Source organism: Acinetobacter sp. YH12120, from assembly GCF_013418795.1.
Taxonomy (GTDB): domain Bacteria; phylum Pseudomonadota; class Gammaproteobacteria; order Pseudomonadales; family Moraxellaceae; genus Acinetobacter; species Acinetobacter towneri.
The window spans coordinates 1-16,478 of sequence record NZ_VPBI01000007.1 but is presented as its reverse complement, the minus strand read 5'-3'; the positions used below and the strand labels follow the sequence as shown (position 1 = coordinate 16,478).

The following is a 16,478-nucleotide window of genomic DNA, read 5'->3' as shown; positions in this document are numbered from 1 at the left end:
ATCAATTATGCTGATTTCGTTTTCCTTCTGTGAACTTTTTTACAGCTTTTATCGCTTTTTTTAGAATTAACGCTACACTAGGGTTTATATCTATTTTTCCAATTATCACGACCCAATTGAGGTGGCACCCATGTCGCATTTGAATGTTGATCCACAAGAAATTGCCAAATTTGAAGCATTTGCAGCCATATGGTGGGATCAGCATTCCGAGTTCCGTCCCCTGCACATGATTAATCCACTGCGCTTAAACTGGATTGGTGAGCACGCAGGCGGCTTGGCAGGCAAGAAAGTGCTAGACGTCGGCTGTGGTGGTGGTATTTTGGCAGAAAGCATGGCTCGTCGCGGTGCCAATGTGCTTGGAATTGATATGGGCGAAGCACCTTTAAACGTGGCACGCCTGCATGCAGAACAAGAAGGCGTACACAATATTGAATATCGCCAAATTCCTGTTGAGCAATTGGTAGATGAGCAAGCTGGTCAATACGATGTGGTGACTTGCATGGAAATGTTAGAGCACGTACCTGATCCGGCCTCGATTATTCAAGCCTGCCAAAAACTGGTCAAGCCGGGCGGTCATGTATTTTTCTCGACCATTAACCGCAACCCTAAATCATACCTATTTGCCATTATTGGGGCAGAATACGTGCTGCGCATGTTAGCCAAAGGCACACACGATTATCATAAATTTATTAAACCGTCTGAATTGGCACACGACATTCGCCAAGCGGGTTTAAAACTTAAAGATATGACGGGTTTACACTACAACCCACTGACTAAACGCTATTGGTTGGCACCTAATGTTGATGTGAACTACATGGTCTACACGGTCAATGAGGCAACAGAATGAAGGCGGTTTTATTTGACCTCGATGGCACCTTAATTGATACCGCTGCAGATTTTATTCGCATCATTCAAGATATGTGCCGCGATAAAGGCTGTGAGATTGTGGCAGCAGACGCCATTCGCACACAGGTATCTGAAGGTGCGCGGGCGATGGTCAAATTGGTCTATCCAGAACTTGAGGTAGATGACCCTGTATTTTTGGCCCATCGACAACGCTTTTTAGACCTGTACGGTGCAGATATTGCAGTCGAAACTGATCTGTTTGAAGGCATGTATCCACTGCTTGATGCGTTGGAACAGCGTCAAATTCCGTGGGGTATTGTCACCAATAAACCGCGCTGGCTCAGCGAAGCACTGCTCAAAGCACTGAATTTAACTGAACGCTGTGCAGTTTTGGTCTGCCCTGAAGATGTTAGCCGTACCAAGCCAGACCCAGAACCTATGTATTTGGCGGCCAAACAGATTGAAATTGCCCCAGAACATTGTATTTATGTGGGCGATCATCCACGTGATATCGATGCAGGTCGTAACGCCAATATGTATACCATTTTGGCAGCATACGGTTATTTACCCTTGCAACACAAAGATGACTTAACAGCATGGCAAGCAGATTGTATAGTGGATTCAGTGACTGAATTACATACGGTTTTAGACAAATTGGTGCTGCAAGCTGCAACGCAAAACAGCAGTGCCAATGCTTGAATCAGTCCTGTAAAGCGATGACATGAAACTCAACCCATAAGCAATAAGAAATGAACAGGAGGGATGCCCATGAAATACTCAGAATATCAACCTCGCCCCGATCTTCTCAAAGATCGTATTATCCTGATCACAGGTGCGGGTGATGGTATTGGACGAGCGGCTGCCCTCAGTTATGCGCTACACGGAGCAACCGTAGTGCTGCATGGTCGTACCTTAAATAAACTTGAAGTGATTTATGATGAAATCGAAAGTTTAGGCGCACCACAACCTGCTATTTTGCCGCTGCAGCTTTCAAGTGCTTCACCACGAGATTATGAATTACTGGTCGATACCCTAGACAAACAATTCGGACGTTTGGATGGTATTTTGCATAATGCAGGCATTTTAGGCGAACGGACTGAGTTGGCAAATTACCCTGCCGATGTTTGGGATGACGTCATGGCAGTGAATTTACGTGCGCCATTTGTACTCACTCAGGAATTATTACCACTTTTGGCAAAATCGGAACATGCTTCAGTCGTGTTTGCCAGTTCAGGTGTAGGTCGTGAAGCACGTGAACGCTGGGGTGCTTATTCGGTGTCTAAAATTGCAATTGAAGCGGTGAGCCAGTTATTTGCCAAAGAACAGGTACATCCAAATATTCGCTACAACTGCATTAACCCGGGTGCAACCCGCACTGCCATGCGTGCCAAAGCCTATCCTGATGAAGATCCAAAAACTTTACCTACACCCGATGCCATCATGCCTGCCTATTTATATTTAATGGGCGATGACAGCTTGCACATGAATGGTCAAAGTATTGATGCACAGGATTAGTTCTGTCGTTTGATCCGAAGAAAGGAAGCGCTTGCTTCCTTTTTTATGGACTTAACCTAGCATATTGCCAATTTTTGCACATTGATTTGCGGTAAAATGGCATCGCACAAGCATTTTCAGGTTTCTATCCTGCCTATTTTTGGCAATGCAAAGCCTGATTACCATGCTTCCACATCTCAATTCAACCTCAACGATGCAGAGAGCAACATGACTGAATTAAACAACATCACCGTGACACCACTTGAAGATGGTATGGTGTCTTTACTGATTGATGGTCAGCCTATTTCTGAAAAATATGGCATGAAGTTTGAAGCCAGCATCGTAGATGACATTCAGGCACTCGACAACGGTCAGAAAATCAAACTGTTTGATCAGTTTGTATTTTCACATACCGACCTTAATTTTGAACATGCTTACCACTATGTCACAGGCATTGAAAAACTGGACGATGCCTACAAAGTGGTTAAAAACTTTGTTTATCGTATTAAAATTGAAGGGCAACCTGAAATTGAACACGTGATTAGCAAGCAAGGCGCACCAATGAGTACTGAAGATGTACGCGAATTTATCAATGCACATATTCAAAAATCATTGACCGACTACACCGATTTAAACTACGCCTATTAAGCAAAACTCATGGCAACGGTGGCAATAATCGTTTTATTGGATTGTTTTTATAAAATTATACGGTTTTCCAAATCAATATACATCACCTATGCTTGATGTATCTCCACAACAAGCATTAGGTAAATTGTGATGACTGATATTCAACGTAAAACTGCCGTGATTCAAAGTATTAAAAGCTTGCAATTAGGTCAGCATTTAATTGTGGCTTTGGATGATCGTGAAACAGCCGAATGTGTTGCCATCGCTGTGCAATCTTTACAAGGCTTAACTGAACATTGGAACTAAAGCAGACCATAGCAGTACGCTGCTATGGTGATGTCTCATCCTTTCCTTAGCACAAGAAAAATCATCCCACCCCTATTTTCTGAGCGATAGCTACTAAATTTCGTATTTTGTCGCATAATAGAATCAATACCATGCCGCATCCTGCAGAGCGTATTTAAAAAATTCATGTGCTTTCTTCACAGTTTCTCTGCATTTAATGGTTAAAGTATGAACTGTGATATCAAGATGAGAGAATGAGGGGTTTACATGAAAAAGATTTTGACAGTTCTGGCAATGTCTTTCAGTGCTTTACTAAGCAGCAATTTTGCAACTGCCGCTCCTCAATTTGATCGAGACTCAGCTGACCATCCTCGTCACCAAGCACAAAATAAACGTGAATTTCGTGCCGATGCTGAAGAGCGTATGCAAGACAAACGCCGCATGCGTGAAGAACGTGGTGTAAAACGTCTACAGCAACATAAATGGCAAACGGGTTATGTCATGCCGCAGCATTATCGTGGCAATGGTTATAAAGTCGATTATCAGGAACATAACTTGCCCCGCCCTGAACGCAAACAACAATGGTATAAAATCAACCAAGACTACATTTTGGTCGATGTCGAAAATCACCAGATTTTGCGTATCGCAGGTTTATAGACCTACTGCTGTACATACACAAGCTCTAAATCCATAGCCCAAAGTCCACTTTGGGCTTTTTTATAGGATGATGCTCACACTCATCTTATTGTTGTGAAATATCCCGCTCGAGCTCTCCTTGTTTTCTCCATAAAATTCACAATTCACCTCAATTTCCACCATCGTTTATCTTGAGTATTTGATTAATTTGAACACATCAACCCATATTTAAAACTGAAGGTAAATCCCATGAAAAAATTACTCAGCACCTTAGCACTGTCTTTAAGCGCAATTATCGCAACATCGGCCATGGCAGCACCCGACCATCGTTATGATGATCGTCGTCATCAAGCGAGTGCAGCATATAAACATCAAGACAAGCGCTGGGACAATCCACGTCATCATGCACAGTGGGAACAAAAGCGTTATGATCAAAAACGCGTGAATCCAAGTCGTGACTGGCGTGTAGGTCAAAACCTCCCACGCGGATATGATGCGAACCGCTACAAAGTCAGTGATCGTGAAGCACGTCGTTTACCCAACACAGGTCGTTATCAGCAGTGGTATAAAGTCAACGGTGACTATGTGCTGATTAATGAGCGCACCCAGCGTATTATTCGTATTATTGGCTAAAACCGTTCAGCCTGAGCTGAAAAATAGCATTTCTCCACAACACCTGAAGCACCATTCAGGTGTTTTTTTATATTTAGTCTTCCGCTGCAGAATTTTTTGATTAGAATCAAAGACAGCACCATCGATCATTACAGCAGGCCAACGAATGACTCCAACTGAAAACCCGCACAGCACAACCTTACAATATGTGCATTGGTTTAGACATTCTGCGCCTTATATCAATGCCCACCGCAATAAAACCTTTGTGATTATGTTCGATGGTGAAGCGGTTTTGCATGAAAACTTTCAGCACATTATTCATGATATTGCCCTACTACACTCGCTTGGTATTCGTTTGATTTTGGTACATGGTGCGCGTCCACAAATTAATCAAAACTTAAAATTCAGCCAAATTGATACACCGTTTCATTTGCAACGTCGTGTCACCACTCGTGAATCTTTATCGTGTGTCATGAATGCTGTCGGTTCAATTCGCCTGCAAATTGAAGCCTTATTGTCGATGGGGCTAGCTAACTCCCCTATGTACGGCGCACGGATTGATGTGGTGTCGGGTAACTTTATCACCGCCAAACCGTATGGCATTCGTGATGGGGTCGATTATCAACTGACTGGCGAAGTCCGCACTGTAGATGTCGATGCCATTCAACGCCATTTAGAAAATCATAATATTGTGTTGCTCGGTCCAACAGGTTATTCCACCACAGGTGAAGTGTTTAACTTGTTGGCTGAAGAAGTGGCAACTAAAACTGCCATTCAATTAAAAGCTGACAAACTGATTTTCTTAGGCGCGCAGCACGGTTTGCAGAATGCCGAAGGTCAATTGCAACGTGAAGTTCATCCGCAACATTTAAATCCATATATTGAAGATGCTCAGCGACATCATCCTGAATTGGCTTTACACTTAAATGCAGCCCAAGATGCCTCATTAAACGGCGTACATCGGGTACATCTCATTTCCTATGCCTACGATGGTGCTTTACTCGAAGAACTGTTTACCCGTGATGGTTCAGGGACGATGGTGAGTGATGCACATTATGAAGAAGTGCGTACGGCCAATATTCAGGATGTAGGCGGTTTGATTCGTTTATTACGTCCTTTAGAAGAAGAAGGCGTGTTGGTATATCGTTCACGTGAGCGTCTGGAAAATGAAATTGGACAATTTGCAGTGATTGAACGTGACGGCATGATTCTCGCCTGTGCCGCCTTGTACCCCATTCCGACCACAGGTCATGAACTCAAGTCGGCCGAAATTGCCTGTGTCGCGGTGCATCCTGCTTATCGTAAATCCAACCGTGGTCGCCAAATTCTGGATTATTTAGAAGATAAAGCCAAAACCATGGGTATTCAGCAATTATTTATTTTAACCACTCGCACCGCACACTGGTTTTTAGAACAGGGCTTTGCACCTGCCAGTGTCGATGATTTACCCGATGCACGTCAGGCTTTATATAACTATCAACGCAACTCAATTGTGTGTAAAAAACGGCTCTAAGCGAAACTTTTGGTACGCTGAATGACACAGCACAATCAAAACCCAGAAATGTTTCACGTGGAACATGCTGCCGATTAAATCAGGTCATCACACCTATACCTGTCAGCACGACAGTGTAGGGATGATCAAAATTGGCAGCATCCACACCACTGTTTAGTTTTTTTAAATAAAATTGATGCAAGGCAGGAAGAAACTTTACTTTTATCATTTATATAGAAAATTCAAAGAACTTATTCATTCAGTCAGGAAATACAAAAACGAGATACTCCCCCTCTCTAATCATGCTTTTCACGGATTTAATAGCTAAACTACAGAATAAACTAAAAATATTTTAAAAATACATCTTTAAAAGATGCACAAGCCTGATGATTTGCCGTACAATTAATAATTCCCTTTTTTCATTGTTTTAAAATTACGAATGGAACAAAAAAAGAGTACACAAAAACGCCATCAGCTTCTCAATGCTGCACTCGACGTATTTTCTTTATACGGATTTAGCGGCGCGAGTTTGGACGAAATCGCACAAATTGCAGAGATGCATAAGTCGAATATTTTCTATTATTATGAAAATAAAGAAGCCTTATATGTTGAGGTACTGACTACAGTACTACAAAAATGGCTGGCACCTTTGCAAATGCTCGAAGCTGAACTCGAGCCTGATGAAGCAATTACCAATTATCTGCTGCAGAAAATTGAGGTTTCACGTACTCAACCGAAAGCATCACGTCTATTTGCATTAGAAGTGATTCAAGGTGCGCCACATATTCAGGAAATTTTAAAAGGCCCTCTGAAAAAACTGGTCAAACGCAAAGCCAAAGTCATTACCATGTGGCAAGAGCAAGGCAAACTGTCTAAACAGATTGATCCTGAATTGCTGATTTTGAATATTTGGGCGATTACCCAAAACTATGCCGACTTTGCAACGCAAATGGAAATGGTGACAGGTAAAACCCTGCGCAACCGTAGCATGTTGCAACGTGTCTTGCAACATACGGTTCACATGATGCTCTACGGTATTATGCCGCGTCAGGACGAAGTGGATGCACCTCAAGCCGCTGTGGTCACAGCCACACATGAACAAGAATCAGAAGACTAATTGCACAGCACTAACTAAGATACGCACTTTTACTCACGACCCTAGTTATGACTAGGGTCGTGGCGTTTTGGTAACGATATTATTTAAGACCCTGATACAAAGACAATAGTTTTTGTGCACCCAACAACAAGTTTTCTTCCCAATCTAAATGCGCTGTATCATTGGCACCATCGGTAATATATTTCACCGACAGCATCCGCACCCCTAATTTTTTACAGACTTTGGCAATCGCATAGCCTTCCATATCGACCAGCTGACACGGCACTTTCGGTGTTCCCGTTTCAAAACTATCGCCTGTACCGCAAATTCCGTTAGGTAAATGCTCAAAATAGCGTTCCAGCTCAATTTCTGCAGGATGCTCCTGATCCATAGGCGTCACCCCCACCTGAAAACCCAACGGTGAAACATCCATATCTCGCTGTACAAACTGACTCACTTCCACCAAAGCATGCGCATCAAAATGGGAGCTGCCCGCAGTGCCTAAATTGAGCAAGGTTTTACAGCCTGTTTTCTGAATCACTTCAAAGGCTTTAAATGCGGCATTCACTTTACCAATGCCACTGTAATGCACCTGAATCCCAGCTTGCTCAAACAAGCCTTTAGACTCACTGGGCAATGCCATAATTAAAGCAAAATCAGAATTCATAGCCATCTACTCGTGCAGTTCATTAAAACCGCCCCATTAGAAAAGAAATTTGAATGCGGTGCAAACCCGATTGCGATTTGCAGATTAAATTGTCGGATTTTGCCTGATTTTTCGATAATTTTTCAGGTTAAAAACACAACAACAAGACGAAAGCGCGAGAATATGGCAATATATAGCCCTTACAAATTTTCAACTTTCATCCGATCATGCAGCTGCTCCGCCTGAATGCTTTATCTTCAACCACTGACCTCGCCCAAACTGCCGTGACCATTGGCAATTTTGATGGCGTGCATGTCGGTCATCAGGTGATGATTCAACAACTCAAAGCAGTGGCTGCCGCACAACAACTAAAAACGGTGGTGATGCTATTTGAACCACAACCACTGGAATTTTTTAAAGGTTATGATGCCCCGCCACGTATCAGTTCTTTGCGGGAAAAAGTCGAATATCTGACTGAATTGGGCATCGACTATATTGCCGTGGCCAAGTTTGACAATCACTTCCGTAGTTTAAATGCTGAAGCCTTTGCCCACCTTTTAAAAAATAGCTTAAATGCCACACATTTAGTTTTGGGTGATGATTTTCATTTTGGCAAAAACCGTCAAGGCAACAGTGACTTTTTACGTAACTTTGGTTTTCAAGTTACCAATTTAAGCACTGTAAATTTATCGGGTGAACGGGTCAGCTCCACACGTATTCGCCAAACCCTACAAGCAGGTGACTTGGCTCTCGCTGCACAACTGCTCGGACGTCCTTATAGTATTACCGGACGCGTACAATATGGCGATCAAATTGGTCGTACCCTAGATTTCCCCACCATTAACGTACGTTTAAACCGTCATCGTCCTTGTTTAAACGGTATTTATGGCGTTGAAGTGGTCTGCGAAACCACCTCCTTAACCGACACAGTCAGCAATGCACATCCTAGCAAAACAGGTGTTGCAGGCTACAGCCCAAACAGTTTATTTGGTGCAGGGCATGTCGGAACTCGTCCTGCCATCAAGCAAGAACATCCCGAATGGCGATTAGAAGTACATTTCCCCAATGTTTCTGCTAATCTGTATGGCTTGTTAATGCGGGTCACGTTTTTAAACTATTTACATGGCGAAAAAAACTACCCTTCGCTTGAAGCACTCAAAGCGGGAATTGATGATGATGTTGAAAAACTTCTTGAATTTCGACAAGATCATCCAAATTTCCCTTTTTAATTTTACCCTGAATATTTAATGTAAAACGCGTCAGTCCATGGGCTGATTCAACTGGAAGACAACTTGCATGAGCGATAAGCAAACTCCTGAAAATGCAGTGGATTATAAAGCCACGCTAAACCTCCCAGGTACTGAATTTGCAATGAAAGCAAATCTGGCAGTACGTGAAGCGAAATGGTTAGAAGAGTGGTATGCCGACAACATTTATCAGCAGATTCGTGCATCGCGTATTGGCAAGAAAAAATATGTGCTTCACGATGGCCCTCCATACGCCAATGGTCAAATTCACTTAGGTCATGCGGTCAATAAAGTCCTAAAAGACATCATTATTAAAAGCCGTGTCATGGATGGCTATGACGCACCTTATGTTCCAGGTTGGGACTGCCACGGTCTACCAATTGAGCTCAAAGTAGAAGAAAAAGTCGGTAAAGTTGGCGTTAAAGTTGATGCCTCAACTTTCCGTAAAGCCTGCCGTGAATATGCTTACACACAAGTTGAATTACAGAAAAAAGACTTCGTGCGTATGGGCGTATTTGGTGATTGGGATAACCCTTACCTCACCATGAATTTCAAGCAAGAAGCCGACATCGTACGTTCACTCGGTGCGATTGCTAAAGCAGGCCATATCGAACCTGGTCTAAAACCTGTGAATTGGTGTCTAGATTGTGGTTCTGCACTGGCAGAAGCCGAAGTTGAATATGAAGATAAAAAATCCGATGCGATTGATGTCGGTTTTGCTGTTGTTGATTTAGCCGATTTATCTGCACGTTTGGGCGTTCAAATTACCGATGCAACAGATATCGTGATTTGGACCACAACACCGTGGACATTGCCTGCTAACCAAGCTGTTGCCTTGCATGCCGAAATTGAATATCAATTGGTAAAAGCACGTAGCGACGAAAAAGCAGCACAAAACTTTATTTTGGCCAAAGAATTAGTACAGTCTGCAACTGAACGCTATGGCTTTAGCAGCTATGAAGTGTTGGCAGACTTTACTGGTGACAAACTTGAAAACCTGATCTTGCAACATCCACTGATTCAAGAGCGTCAAGTACCTGTCATTTTAGGTGAACACGTCACCGCTGCCAGCGGTACCGGTGCAGTACATACCGCACCTGGTCACGGTGTGGACGACTATAAAGTCGGTTTACAATACAACCTAAAAGTCGATAATCCGGTTGGTGGCAATGGTGTTTATTTACCAACCGCACCAATTTTTGCAGGCGAGCACATTTACAAAGCCAACCCACAAATTATTGCGGCTTTGGCAGAAAGCAATAAGCTGTGGGCACATCACCCAATCAAACACAGCTACCCACACTGCTGGCGTCATAAAACTCCAATTATTTTCCGTGCGACACCACAATGGTTTATCAGCATGGATAACCAAGGTTTACGTCAAGGTGCATTGAATGCGATCGAAAATGAGATCAGCTTCGTGCCAGATTGGGGTAAAAACCGTATTCAAGCCATGATTGAAGGCCGTCCAGACTGGTGTATTTCACGTCAACGTACTTGGGGTGTGCCAATTCCATTCTTCGTACACAAAGACACCAACGAATTACACCCTCGTACACCTGAATTGATTGAAGACGTTGCAAAACTGATCGAGCAAGAAGGGATTGATGGCTGGTACAACCGTGAAGCCAAAGACTTCATTGGTGATGATGCCGAGCACTACAATGCAGTACGCGATACATTAGACGTATGGTTCGACTCAGGCACGACCCACTACGCCGTACTACGTGAGCGTGAAGAGTTGCAAGACCCAGCCGATTTATATCTTGAAGGTTCAGACCAACACCGTGGTTGGTTCCAATCTTCATTACTCACCTCGATTGCAATCAATGAACGCGCACCATATAAAGGCTTGTTAACACACGGCTTTGTGGTGGATGAAAAAGGTCGCAAAATGTCGAAATCGTTGGGTAACATTATTACCCCACAAGACATTATTAAAGACATGGGTGCAGATGGCCTACGCTTCTGGATTGCATCGGCGGATTATCGCTATGAAATGACCGCAGGTAAGGAAATCTTTAGCCGTGCCTCTGACGGTTATCGTCGTATCCGTAACACCTTGCGTTTCTTGTTGGCCAACTTAAATGGCTTCAAACCCGCTACAGATGCACTGCCTGTAGATCAGTTGATTGCACTGGATCAATACATCCTGCAACGTGCCGCAGAAGTACAGAAAACCATTCAGCAAGCCTATGAAGATATGAACTTCCATATCGTGACCAGTGCACTGACCAACTTCTGTATTAATGACTTGGGTGGTTTCTACCTCGATATCATCAAAGACCGTCAGTACACCACCAAAGCAGACTCGCAAGCACGTCATTCTGCACAAACCGCTTTGTATCACTTGGTTCAGGCTTTCGTTCGCTGGATGGCACCAATCTTAAGCTTTACGGCACAAGAAGCATGGCCGCTAATTCCTGAGCAATCAGAAAAATATGTCTTCACTGCAGAATGGTATGACATTCCAGTGGCTTCTGAAGCCAACATCTTGGCAGAAGCGGAATGGCAAACCCTAATTGCAGTTAAATCTGCCGTCAATAAATTCATTGAAGCTGCACGTACTGCCAAAACCGTTGGTTCCAACCTGTCTGCTAAAGTTGAGCTTTGGGCGAATGACGAACTCAAAGCCGTATTGGATAAACTAGGCGATGAGCTGCGTTTTGTTCTGATTACTTCACAAGTGATTGTGAATAGCTTTGATGCTGCACAAGGCGAAGCCTCTGATTTAGATGGCTTGAACGTGAAAGTTTCTGCAGCAGATGGCGAAAAATGCGTACGTTGCTGGCATGTACTCCCTGATGTGAATACACATTCTGCACATCCAGGTTTGTGCTCACGTTGTATTATCAACCTTCCAACAGGTCAAGGCGAAGAGAGAAAATATGCCTAATCCACAACACAAAAAGGGCTTATTCCAGTTCTATCCACATAATTTATGGTGGGTGGGCTTGTCCATTGTCGCGATTATTCTCGACCAATGGACCAAATGGATTGCAGTATCGCATCTGAATTACGCAGATCCAGTGCCTGTATTGCCCTTTTTGAATTGGACTTTACTGCATAACTATGGCGCTGCCTTTAGTTTCTTGTCCGATGCAGGTGGATGGCAACGTTATTTCTTTACCTCACTGGCAGGTTTAGTGTCTGTAATTTTTGTATTTTGGCTAATGCGTATGCCAAAAAATGTCATCGTACTGCCTTTGGCGATTGCCTTGATTTTAGGCGGTGCGATTGGGAATTTAATTGATCGGGTCAGTCTTGGCTACGTGGTCGATTTTATTCACGTGTACTACAACAACAGCCACTTCCCTGCCTTTAATATTGCAGACAGTGCCATCACACTTGGCACCATTCTGCTGTTAATTGATACGTTTTTCCTAGAAAAGCACCGAATTGAACGAGCGCAGGCGCAACATGACTGAAATTATTAATCCAAATGATGAAACTCGTATTGAAGATGGCTCAAAAGTCGAATTGCACTTTTCTGTCGCCATTGAAAATGGTGTAGAAATTGACAACACCCGTAGCCGCGCTGAACCTGTGAGTTTGGTTATGGGCGATGGCAGCCTATTACCCGGTTTTGAAAAATCATTATTTGGTTTACGTGCAGGTGACCGTCGTACCGTGAGTCTTCCACCTGAAGAAGCATTTGGTCCATGGAATCCTGAAAACGTACAAACTTTTGATACGGTTAAATTTGAGCAACGTCCAGTTGAAGGACACATGATTGAGTTTGAAGATAAAGCCAAACAAAGCCTCTATGGCGTGGTGAAATCTGTCAACGATGATGTGACTGAAGTAGACTTTAACCACCCTTTAGCGGGTAAAAATATTACCTTTGAAGTTGAAATCTTTAGAGTGACCCCAGCAGGACAACAAGGTATTAAGTTGATGTAATCAATTTGCATACTTACTGCATCTTTCTGCTGTTCAAATCTCCCAAGTACAAGAAAATGAATTTGGGAGATTTTTTATTGAATAAGATAATTATTAAATATAATCAAATACTTAAAATTAAATAAATCCAGTTTATTGATCTATATTTTACCGATATATCGTTGTACGTTTTAGCTTACATGCACTGCAGAAAATTGACGCTAGGCAAAGATCAGCTTTCATTTTATATTTAACACATACAGAAACAGGATGTTTCTAAAAGCAAGAATAACAATAATAAATAATATAACGGCAGGACGCTGAAAGGTATAACAGGAGTAATACCTAAACATAAATCTGAAAAAGCCCCGACATGATGTTGGGGCTTTTTTCTATTTGTTTTTTGTCCTACTTTGAAATAAGTTTAGACCTGAAGAAATTTATTTTATGGAGCCACCAATTTAAGCAATCTGGCAGATTGACCATCTTCAATCACCCAAATATTGCCATCCTGTGCTTGAAGTACGCCACGAATCCGCTGACCCATCTCGATACGCTGTAACTCCCGAACAGGCTGTGCTTGCGTATCCACCACAATAATTGCTTTTGAAGATAAACCACCAAGAATCGCTTTATGCTTCCAATGTGGGAATACATCTCCCGTATAAAACATCAAACTTGAGGGAGAGATGACTGGCGTCCAATCCAGAACAGGGGCTGTAAATTCAGGACGAGTTGCATGGTCTGGAATGGGCAACCCATTATAATGATCACCATTCGACACCAGTGGATAGCCATAGTTTTCGCCCTTGACAATCAGATTCAACTCATCGCCACCTTTAGGTCCCATTTCTGCAACCCAAAGCTGCCCTGCGGGATCGAATGCCATGCCTAAAGGGTTGCGATGCCCCAAACTCCAGACTTGCTTGGCAATCTCTCCATGTGTTTGAAATGGATTGTCTAAAGGGGTTGTGCCATCTGCATTTAGACACAAAATTTTGCCTAAATTAGATTTTAAATCCTGAGCAGGTTCAAACTTTTGTCGCTCACCAGAACTTATCCACAATTTGCCATCTGCACCAAACTTTATACGATGCGCATAGTGCCCCTGTCCCGATACTTTCGGTACTTGCTGCCAGATTCTTTGAATTTGGGTGAGTTTTGGCGTGGGTTTGGCATCTAATACAAGCTTGCCCCGAATCACGACTGCACCGTAACCACCCGCACCCGCTTCGGCATAACTTAAATAAATCTGCTGATTCTGTTTAAAGTCAGGATCTAAAATGACGTCACCCAAACCACCTTGTCCGCCATAGGCGACTTCAGGGATAGCTTGAACATCTAAGCTTTGACCTGTTTTTGGATCAAAAAGTTTTAATTTCCCCGCTTTTTCTGTAATTAATAGGCGTCCATCGGGTAATTCTGCCAATGCCCACGGCTCATTAAAATCTGCAATTGGCTGTATTTGATAGCGTTGTAAATTTTGTGCAGAAGTTGATTTTGACTCTAAAGCAGCCGTGTTCTGTTTCGGCTCAACTTGCGCATTACACCCTGTAGTTAAACCCAATACAACTAGACATATAAATCCATAGTATTGCCGATTTATCTTGAGCATCCTAATTGCTCCTCTATTCATTCAATCTTTGCTTGTGCTAATCAAGACATCATAATCAATGAAATGTACCTCGTGCACAGTAGAAATGTAGCGATACACACTTTCTTACTTAAATCTTCTACAAAGTGAATAGGCAAAAAATTAAGGAGCAATGCTCCTTAATTTCAAAGTCCCAAAACACTAACGATCAATTAACTATAAGATCGGCTGGCTTTTTTAACCACGCTTGGCTCACTCACCACCTGTGATGTACTTTGTAAACGAATCAGTGCTACTGCAATTGCACCAATCACTGCAGGAATCGCCACCGCCAAAAAGTTCATTTTATGTGGTAAATCCATGCCCAAAAGTACGCCAATAATAATAGGGCCTACAATCGCACCGACACGCCCCACTGCAGAAGCACAGCCGATACCTGTAGAACGAATCGTAAGTGGATAATACTGAGCAACAAAGCTATACAATAAAATACTGCTGCCAATAGCAGAAGCACCTGCTAAGCCCACCAATAAATAAATCACAGGCTGTGGTGAATTAAAGCCTAGACCCACTAGAGAGAATGCGCCCAATAAAAACATGCCAATAATCACAGGTTTTAAGTGGAAACGGTCTGCTAAAATCCCGCCACTGATGGTTCCGATCACAGCACCAATGTTCATCGCCATTAAGAACATTAAACTGTTACCCAGCGAATAACCTGCTGCCATCATCAGTTTTGGCAACCAACTGCCCAAAGCATAAACCATCAACAAACACATAAAGAAGCAGCACCAAAACAGCAAAGTACTCATGCCACGGTTATTTTTAAATAAGGCTGCAATTGAGGCATCTGCGGTTTGTACTTCATTTAATACAAATTGTGTTTGTGGGCTGATATTTTCTTGTGGGCTAATTTGCTGGACGATGTGACGCGCTTTTTCATGTTGCTGTTTTTTCACCAAAAAAGTTAAAGATTCTGGTAAGAAAAACCACAATAAAGGCAAAATAAGTAACGGTAATCCCGCAATATAGAACATCACTTCCCAGCCAAAGCTAGGCGTCAACCATGCACCAAGTAAGGCTGCCATAATGCCGCCCACGGCATAGCCGCTGAACATGGTGGTAACTAAGGTACTACGCATTTTTTGTGGTGCATATTCAGAGGTTAAAGCCACGAGGTTAGGCAATACCCCGCCAATCCCTAAACCTGCAATAAAACGTAAAATACCAAACTCTGTTGGGTTGGATGCAAAGCCGCCCCAAAAAGTAAAGCCACTAAATAACGTCACACAAATTAATATGACATTTTTACGGCCAATTTTGTCTGCCAACATGCCAAACAGCATGGCGCCAAACATCATGCCTGCCAGTGCCGTACTCGCAAGCATACCTGCCTGTACAGCCGTCATATTCCATTCTTGCATCAGTAGTGGTAAAGCCACACCGTTAATCGCCAAATCATAACCGTCAAAAATAACGACAAATACGCACCAAAGTACAATTTTTAAATGAAAAGGTTTAAACTTTGCTTGATCCACTACAGCATTCACATTCATTGTTGTTGCTGTCATTTTTCCCTCACCTCCAATTGTGAGCTTTTTATTTTATAAAAAATGAATGGTTATTCACTTTTGTATATAAAATGAATCAATATTCACTTTTTGTCTACAGCAAAAACTTAACTCTGGTTAATTTTCTTAAAAACCTAGACTAAAGTTGTAGATAAATTCGACCAAATAGACTTGCAGTAATTTATGATATTTTGATATATGCTATATTTTTCACATAATTTATTATTGTAAATATATTGTTTTAAACTTCTTTCTTCTACTTTTCTTCTTAATATTTTCCTTTCCGTATAAAAAAGCCCCCTTGACGTTTATGTCAAGGGGGCTTTGAATAATGAGCTGGCGATGACTTACTCTCACATGGGTAACCCCACACTACCATCAGCGCGAAGAGGTTTCACTTCTGAGTTCGGGAAGGGATCAGGTGGTTCACTCTTGCTATGGTCGCCAGCA

16 protein-coding genes and 1 rRNA gene are annotated in these 16,478 nt (G+C 42.6%); 13 read left to right on the top strand and 4 right to left on the bottom strand.

The features are described 5' to 3' along the window. Positions 1-130 precede the first annotated feature (130 nt). The 9 genes from ubiG to FTU58_RS06415 all read left to right on the top strand — a co-directional run bounded on the left by ubiG (position 131) and on the right by FTU58_RS06415 (position 7,109). Positions 131-847 (top strand): bifunctional 2-polyprenyl-6-hydroxyphenol methylase/3-demethylubiquinol 3-O-methyltransferase UbiG, encoded by a 717-nt coding sequence (gene ubiG / locus FTU58_RS06455; RefSeq protein ID WP_180062231.1) that lies wholly within the window; start codon positions 131-133, stop codon positions 845-847. Beyond that, on the top strand, positions 844-1,545 hold the full coding sequence (locus FTU58_RS06450; protein WP_004974060.1) for an HAD family hydrolase: 702 nt from the start codon (positions 844-846) through the stop codon (positions 1,543-1,545). The genes ubiG and FTU58_RS06450 overlap by 4 nt, the downstream gene beginning before the upstream one ends. Before the next feature lie 69 nt (positions 1,546-1,614). Continuing rightward, complete coding sequence (locus FTU58_RS06445) at positions 1,615-2,361, top strand: YciK family oxidoreductase (protein WP_004974058.1); 747 nt, start codon at positions 1,615-1,617, stop codon at positions 2,359-2,361. Positions 2,362-2,568: 207 nt separating this feature from the next. Next, positions 2,569-2,988, top strand: a complete 420-nt coding sequence (locus FTU58_RS06440; protein ID WP_004974057.1) for a hypothetical protein — start codon at positions 2,569-2,571, stop codon at positions 2,986-2,988. A gap of 129 nt (positions 2,989-3,117) precedes the next feature. Beyond that, positions 3,118-3,273: a hypothetical protein gene (locus tag FTU58_RS06435; RefSeq protein ID WP_179990216.1), complete on the top strand. Its 156-nt coding sequence runs from the start codon at positions 3,118-3,120 to the stop codon at positions 3,271-3,273. 246 nt (positions 3,274-3,519) lie between these two features. Continuing rightward, the gene (locus FTU58_RS06430) at positions 3,520-3,909 is read left to right on the top strand and encodes an RcnB family protein (RefSeq protein WP_004974052.1); all 390 of its coding nucleotides are present in this window, start codon (positions 3,520-3,522) and stop codon (positions 3,907-3,909) included. 228 nt (positions 3,910-4,137) lie between these two features. Beyond that, positions 4,138-4,521: an RcnB family protein gene (locus tag FTU58_RS06425; RefSeq protein WP_180008555.1), complete on the top strand. Its 384-nt coding sequence runs from the start codon at positions 4,138-4,140 to the stop codon at positions 4,519-4,521. 145 nt (positions 4,522-4,666) lie between these two features. Further along, positions 4,667-6,013 (top strand): amino-acid N-acetyltransferase, encoded by a 1,347-nt coding sequence (argA, locus tag FTU58_RS06420; protein ID WP_004974049.1) that lies wholly within the window; start codon positions 4,667-4,669, stop codon positions 6,011-6,013. A gap of 418 nt (positions 6,014-6,431) precedes the next feature. Beyond that, positions 6,432-7,109: a TetR family transcriptional regulator C-terminal domain-containing protein gene (locus FTU58_RS06415; protein ID WP_167846424.1), complete on the top strand. Its 678-nt coding sequence runs from the start codon at positions 6,432-6,434 to the stop codon at positions 7,107-7,109. Positions 7,110-7,188: 79 nt separating this feature from the next. On the opposite strand, the gene FTU58_RS06410 is transcribed toward FTU58_RS06415, so the two are convergent. Next, positions 7,189-7,755 carry a 5'-methylthioadenosine/S-adenosylhomocysteine nucleosidase gene (locus FTU58_RS06410; protein ID WP_167846491.1) on the bottom strand — a complete coding sequence of 189 codons (567 nt, stop codon included), beginning with the start codon at positions 7,753-7,755 and terminating at the stop codon, positions 7,189-7,191. Positions 7,756-7,961: 206 nt separating this feature from the next. Here FTU58_RS06410 and ribF point away from each other — a divergent pair, with 206 nt between their 5' ends. The 4 genes from ribF (at position 7,962) to FTU58_RS06390 (ending at position 12,884) form a co-directional block, all read left to right on the top strand. Further along, on the top strand, positions 7,962-8,963 hold the full coding sequence (ribF, locus tag FTU58_RS06405; protein ID WP_180062230.1) for a riboflavin biosynthesis protein RibF: 1,002 nt from the start codon (positions 7,962-7,964) through the stop codon (positions 8,961-8,963). A gap of 67 nt (positions 8,964-9,030) precedes the next feature. Continuing rightward, on the top strand, positions 9,031-11,877 hold the full coding sequence (gene ileS / locus FTU58_RS06400) for an isoleucine--tRNA ligase (protein ID WP_180062229.1): 2,847 nt from the start codon (positions 9,031-9,033) through the stop codon (positions 11,875-11,877). After that, positions 11,870-12,409 carry a signal peptidase II gene (lspA, locus tag FTU58_RS06395; protein ID WP_004974039.1) on the top strand — a complete coding sequence of 180 codons (540 nt, stop codon included), beginning with the start codon at positions 11,870-11,872 and terminating at the stop codon, positions 12,407-12,409. Before ileS ends, lspA begins: the two co-directional genes overlap by 8 nt. Then, a complete protein-coding gene (locus FTU58_RS06390) occupies positions 12,402-12,884 on the top strand; it encodes a peptidylprolyl isomerase (RefSeq protein ID WP_179990202.1) in 483 nt (160 codons plus the stop codon). The genes lspA and FTU58_RS06390 overlap by 8 nt, the downstream gene beginning before the upstream one ends. A 424-nt stretch (positions 12,885-13,308) precedes the next feature. Here the strand turns inward: FTU58_RS06390 and FTU58_RS06385 are convergent, their stop codons facing one another. The 3 genes from FTU58_RS06385 to rrf all read right to left on the bottom strand — a co-directional run bounded on the left by FTU58_RS06385 (position 13,309) and on the right by rrf (position 16,477). After that, positions 13,309-14,478 (bottom strand): PQQ-dependent sugar dehydrogenase, encoded by a 1,170-nt coding sequence (locus FTU58_RS06385; RefSeq protein ID WP_179991239.1) that lies wholly within the window; start codon positions 14,476-14,478, stop codon positions 13,309-13,311. A 191-nt stretch (positions 14,479-14,669) separates the two neighbouring features. After that, positions 14,670-16,028, bottom strand: coding sequence for an MFS transporter (locus tag FTU58_RS06380; RefSeq protein WP_004974034.1), 1,359 nt, complete (start codon positions 16,026-16,028; stop codon positions 14,670-14,672). Between the two features lie 334 nt (positions 16,029-16,362). Then, positions 16,363-16,477: ribosomal RNA gene (gene rrf / locus FTU58_RS06375) — 5S ribosomal RNA — on the bottom strand. Position 16,478: the final 1 nt, after the last annotated feature.

Coding starts and splice junctions, on each gene's coding strand:
- ubiG (WP_180062231.1), top strand. CDS start 131: ATGTCGCATTTGAATGTTGATCCACAAGAAATTGCCAAATTTGAAGCA.
- FTU58_RS06450 (WP_004974060.1), top strand. CDS start 844: ATGAAGGCGGTTTTATTTGACCTCGATGGCACCTTAATTGATACCGCT.
- FTU58_RS06445 (WP_004974058.1), top strand. CDS start 1,615: ATGAAATACTCAGAATATCAACCTCGCCCCGATCTTCTCAAAGATCGT.
- FTU58_RS06440 (WP_004974057.1), top strand. CDS start 2,569: ATGACTGAATTAAACAACATCACCGTGACACCACTTGAAGATGGTATG.
- FTU58_RS06435 (WP_179990216.1), top strand. CDS start 3,118: ATGACTGATATTCAACGTAAAACTGCCGTGATTCAAAGTATTAAAAGC.
- FTU58_RS06430 (WP_004974052.1), top strand. CDS start 3,520: ATGAAAAAGATTTTGACAGTTCTGGCAATGTCTTTCAGTGCTTTACTA.
- FTU58_RS06425 (WP_180008555.1), top strand. CDS start 4,138: ATGAAAAAATTACTCAGCACCTTAGCACTGTCTTTAAGCGCAATTATC.
- argA (WP_004974049.1), top strand. CDS start 4,667: ATGACTCCAACTGAAAACCCGCACAGCACAACCTTACAATATGTGCAT.
- FTU58_RS06415 (WP_167846424.1), top strand. CDS start 6,432: ATGGAACAAAAAAAGAGTACACAAAAACGCCATCAGCTTCTCAATGCT.
- FTU58_RS06410 (WP_167846491.1), bottom strand. CDS start 7,755: ATGAATTCTGATTTTGCTTTAATTATGGCATTGCCCAGTGAGTCTAAA.
- ribF (WP_180062230.1), top strand. CDS start 7,962: ATGCAGCTGCTCCGCCTGAATGCTTTATCTTCAACCACTGACCTCGCC.
- ileS (WP_180062229.1), top strand. CDS start 9,031: ATGAGCGATAAGCAAACTCCTGAAAATGCAGTGGATTATAAAGCCACG.
- lspA (WP_004974039.1), top strand. CDS start 11,870: ATGCCTAATCCACAACACAAAAAGGGCTTATTCCAGTTCTATCCACAT.
- FTU58_RS06390 (WP_179990202.1), top strand. CDS start 12,402: ATGACTGAAATTATTAATCCAAATGATGAAACTCGTATTGAAGATGGC.
- FTU58_RS06385 (WP_179991239.1), bottom strand. CDS start 14,478: ATGCTCAAGATAAATCGGCAATACTATGGATTTATATGTCTAGTTGTA.
- FTU58_RS06380 (WP_004974034.1), bottom strand. CDS start 16,028: ATGACAGCAACAACAATGAATGTGAATGCTGTAGTGGATCAAGCAAAG.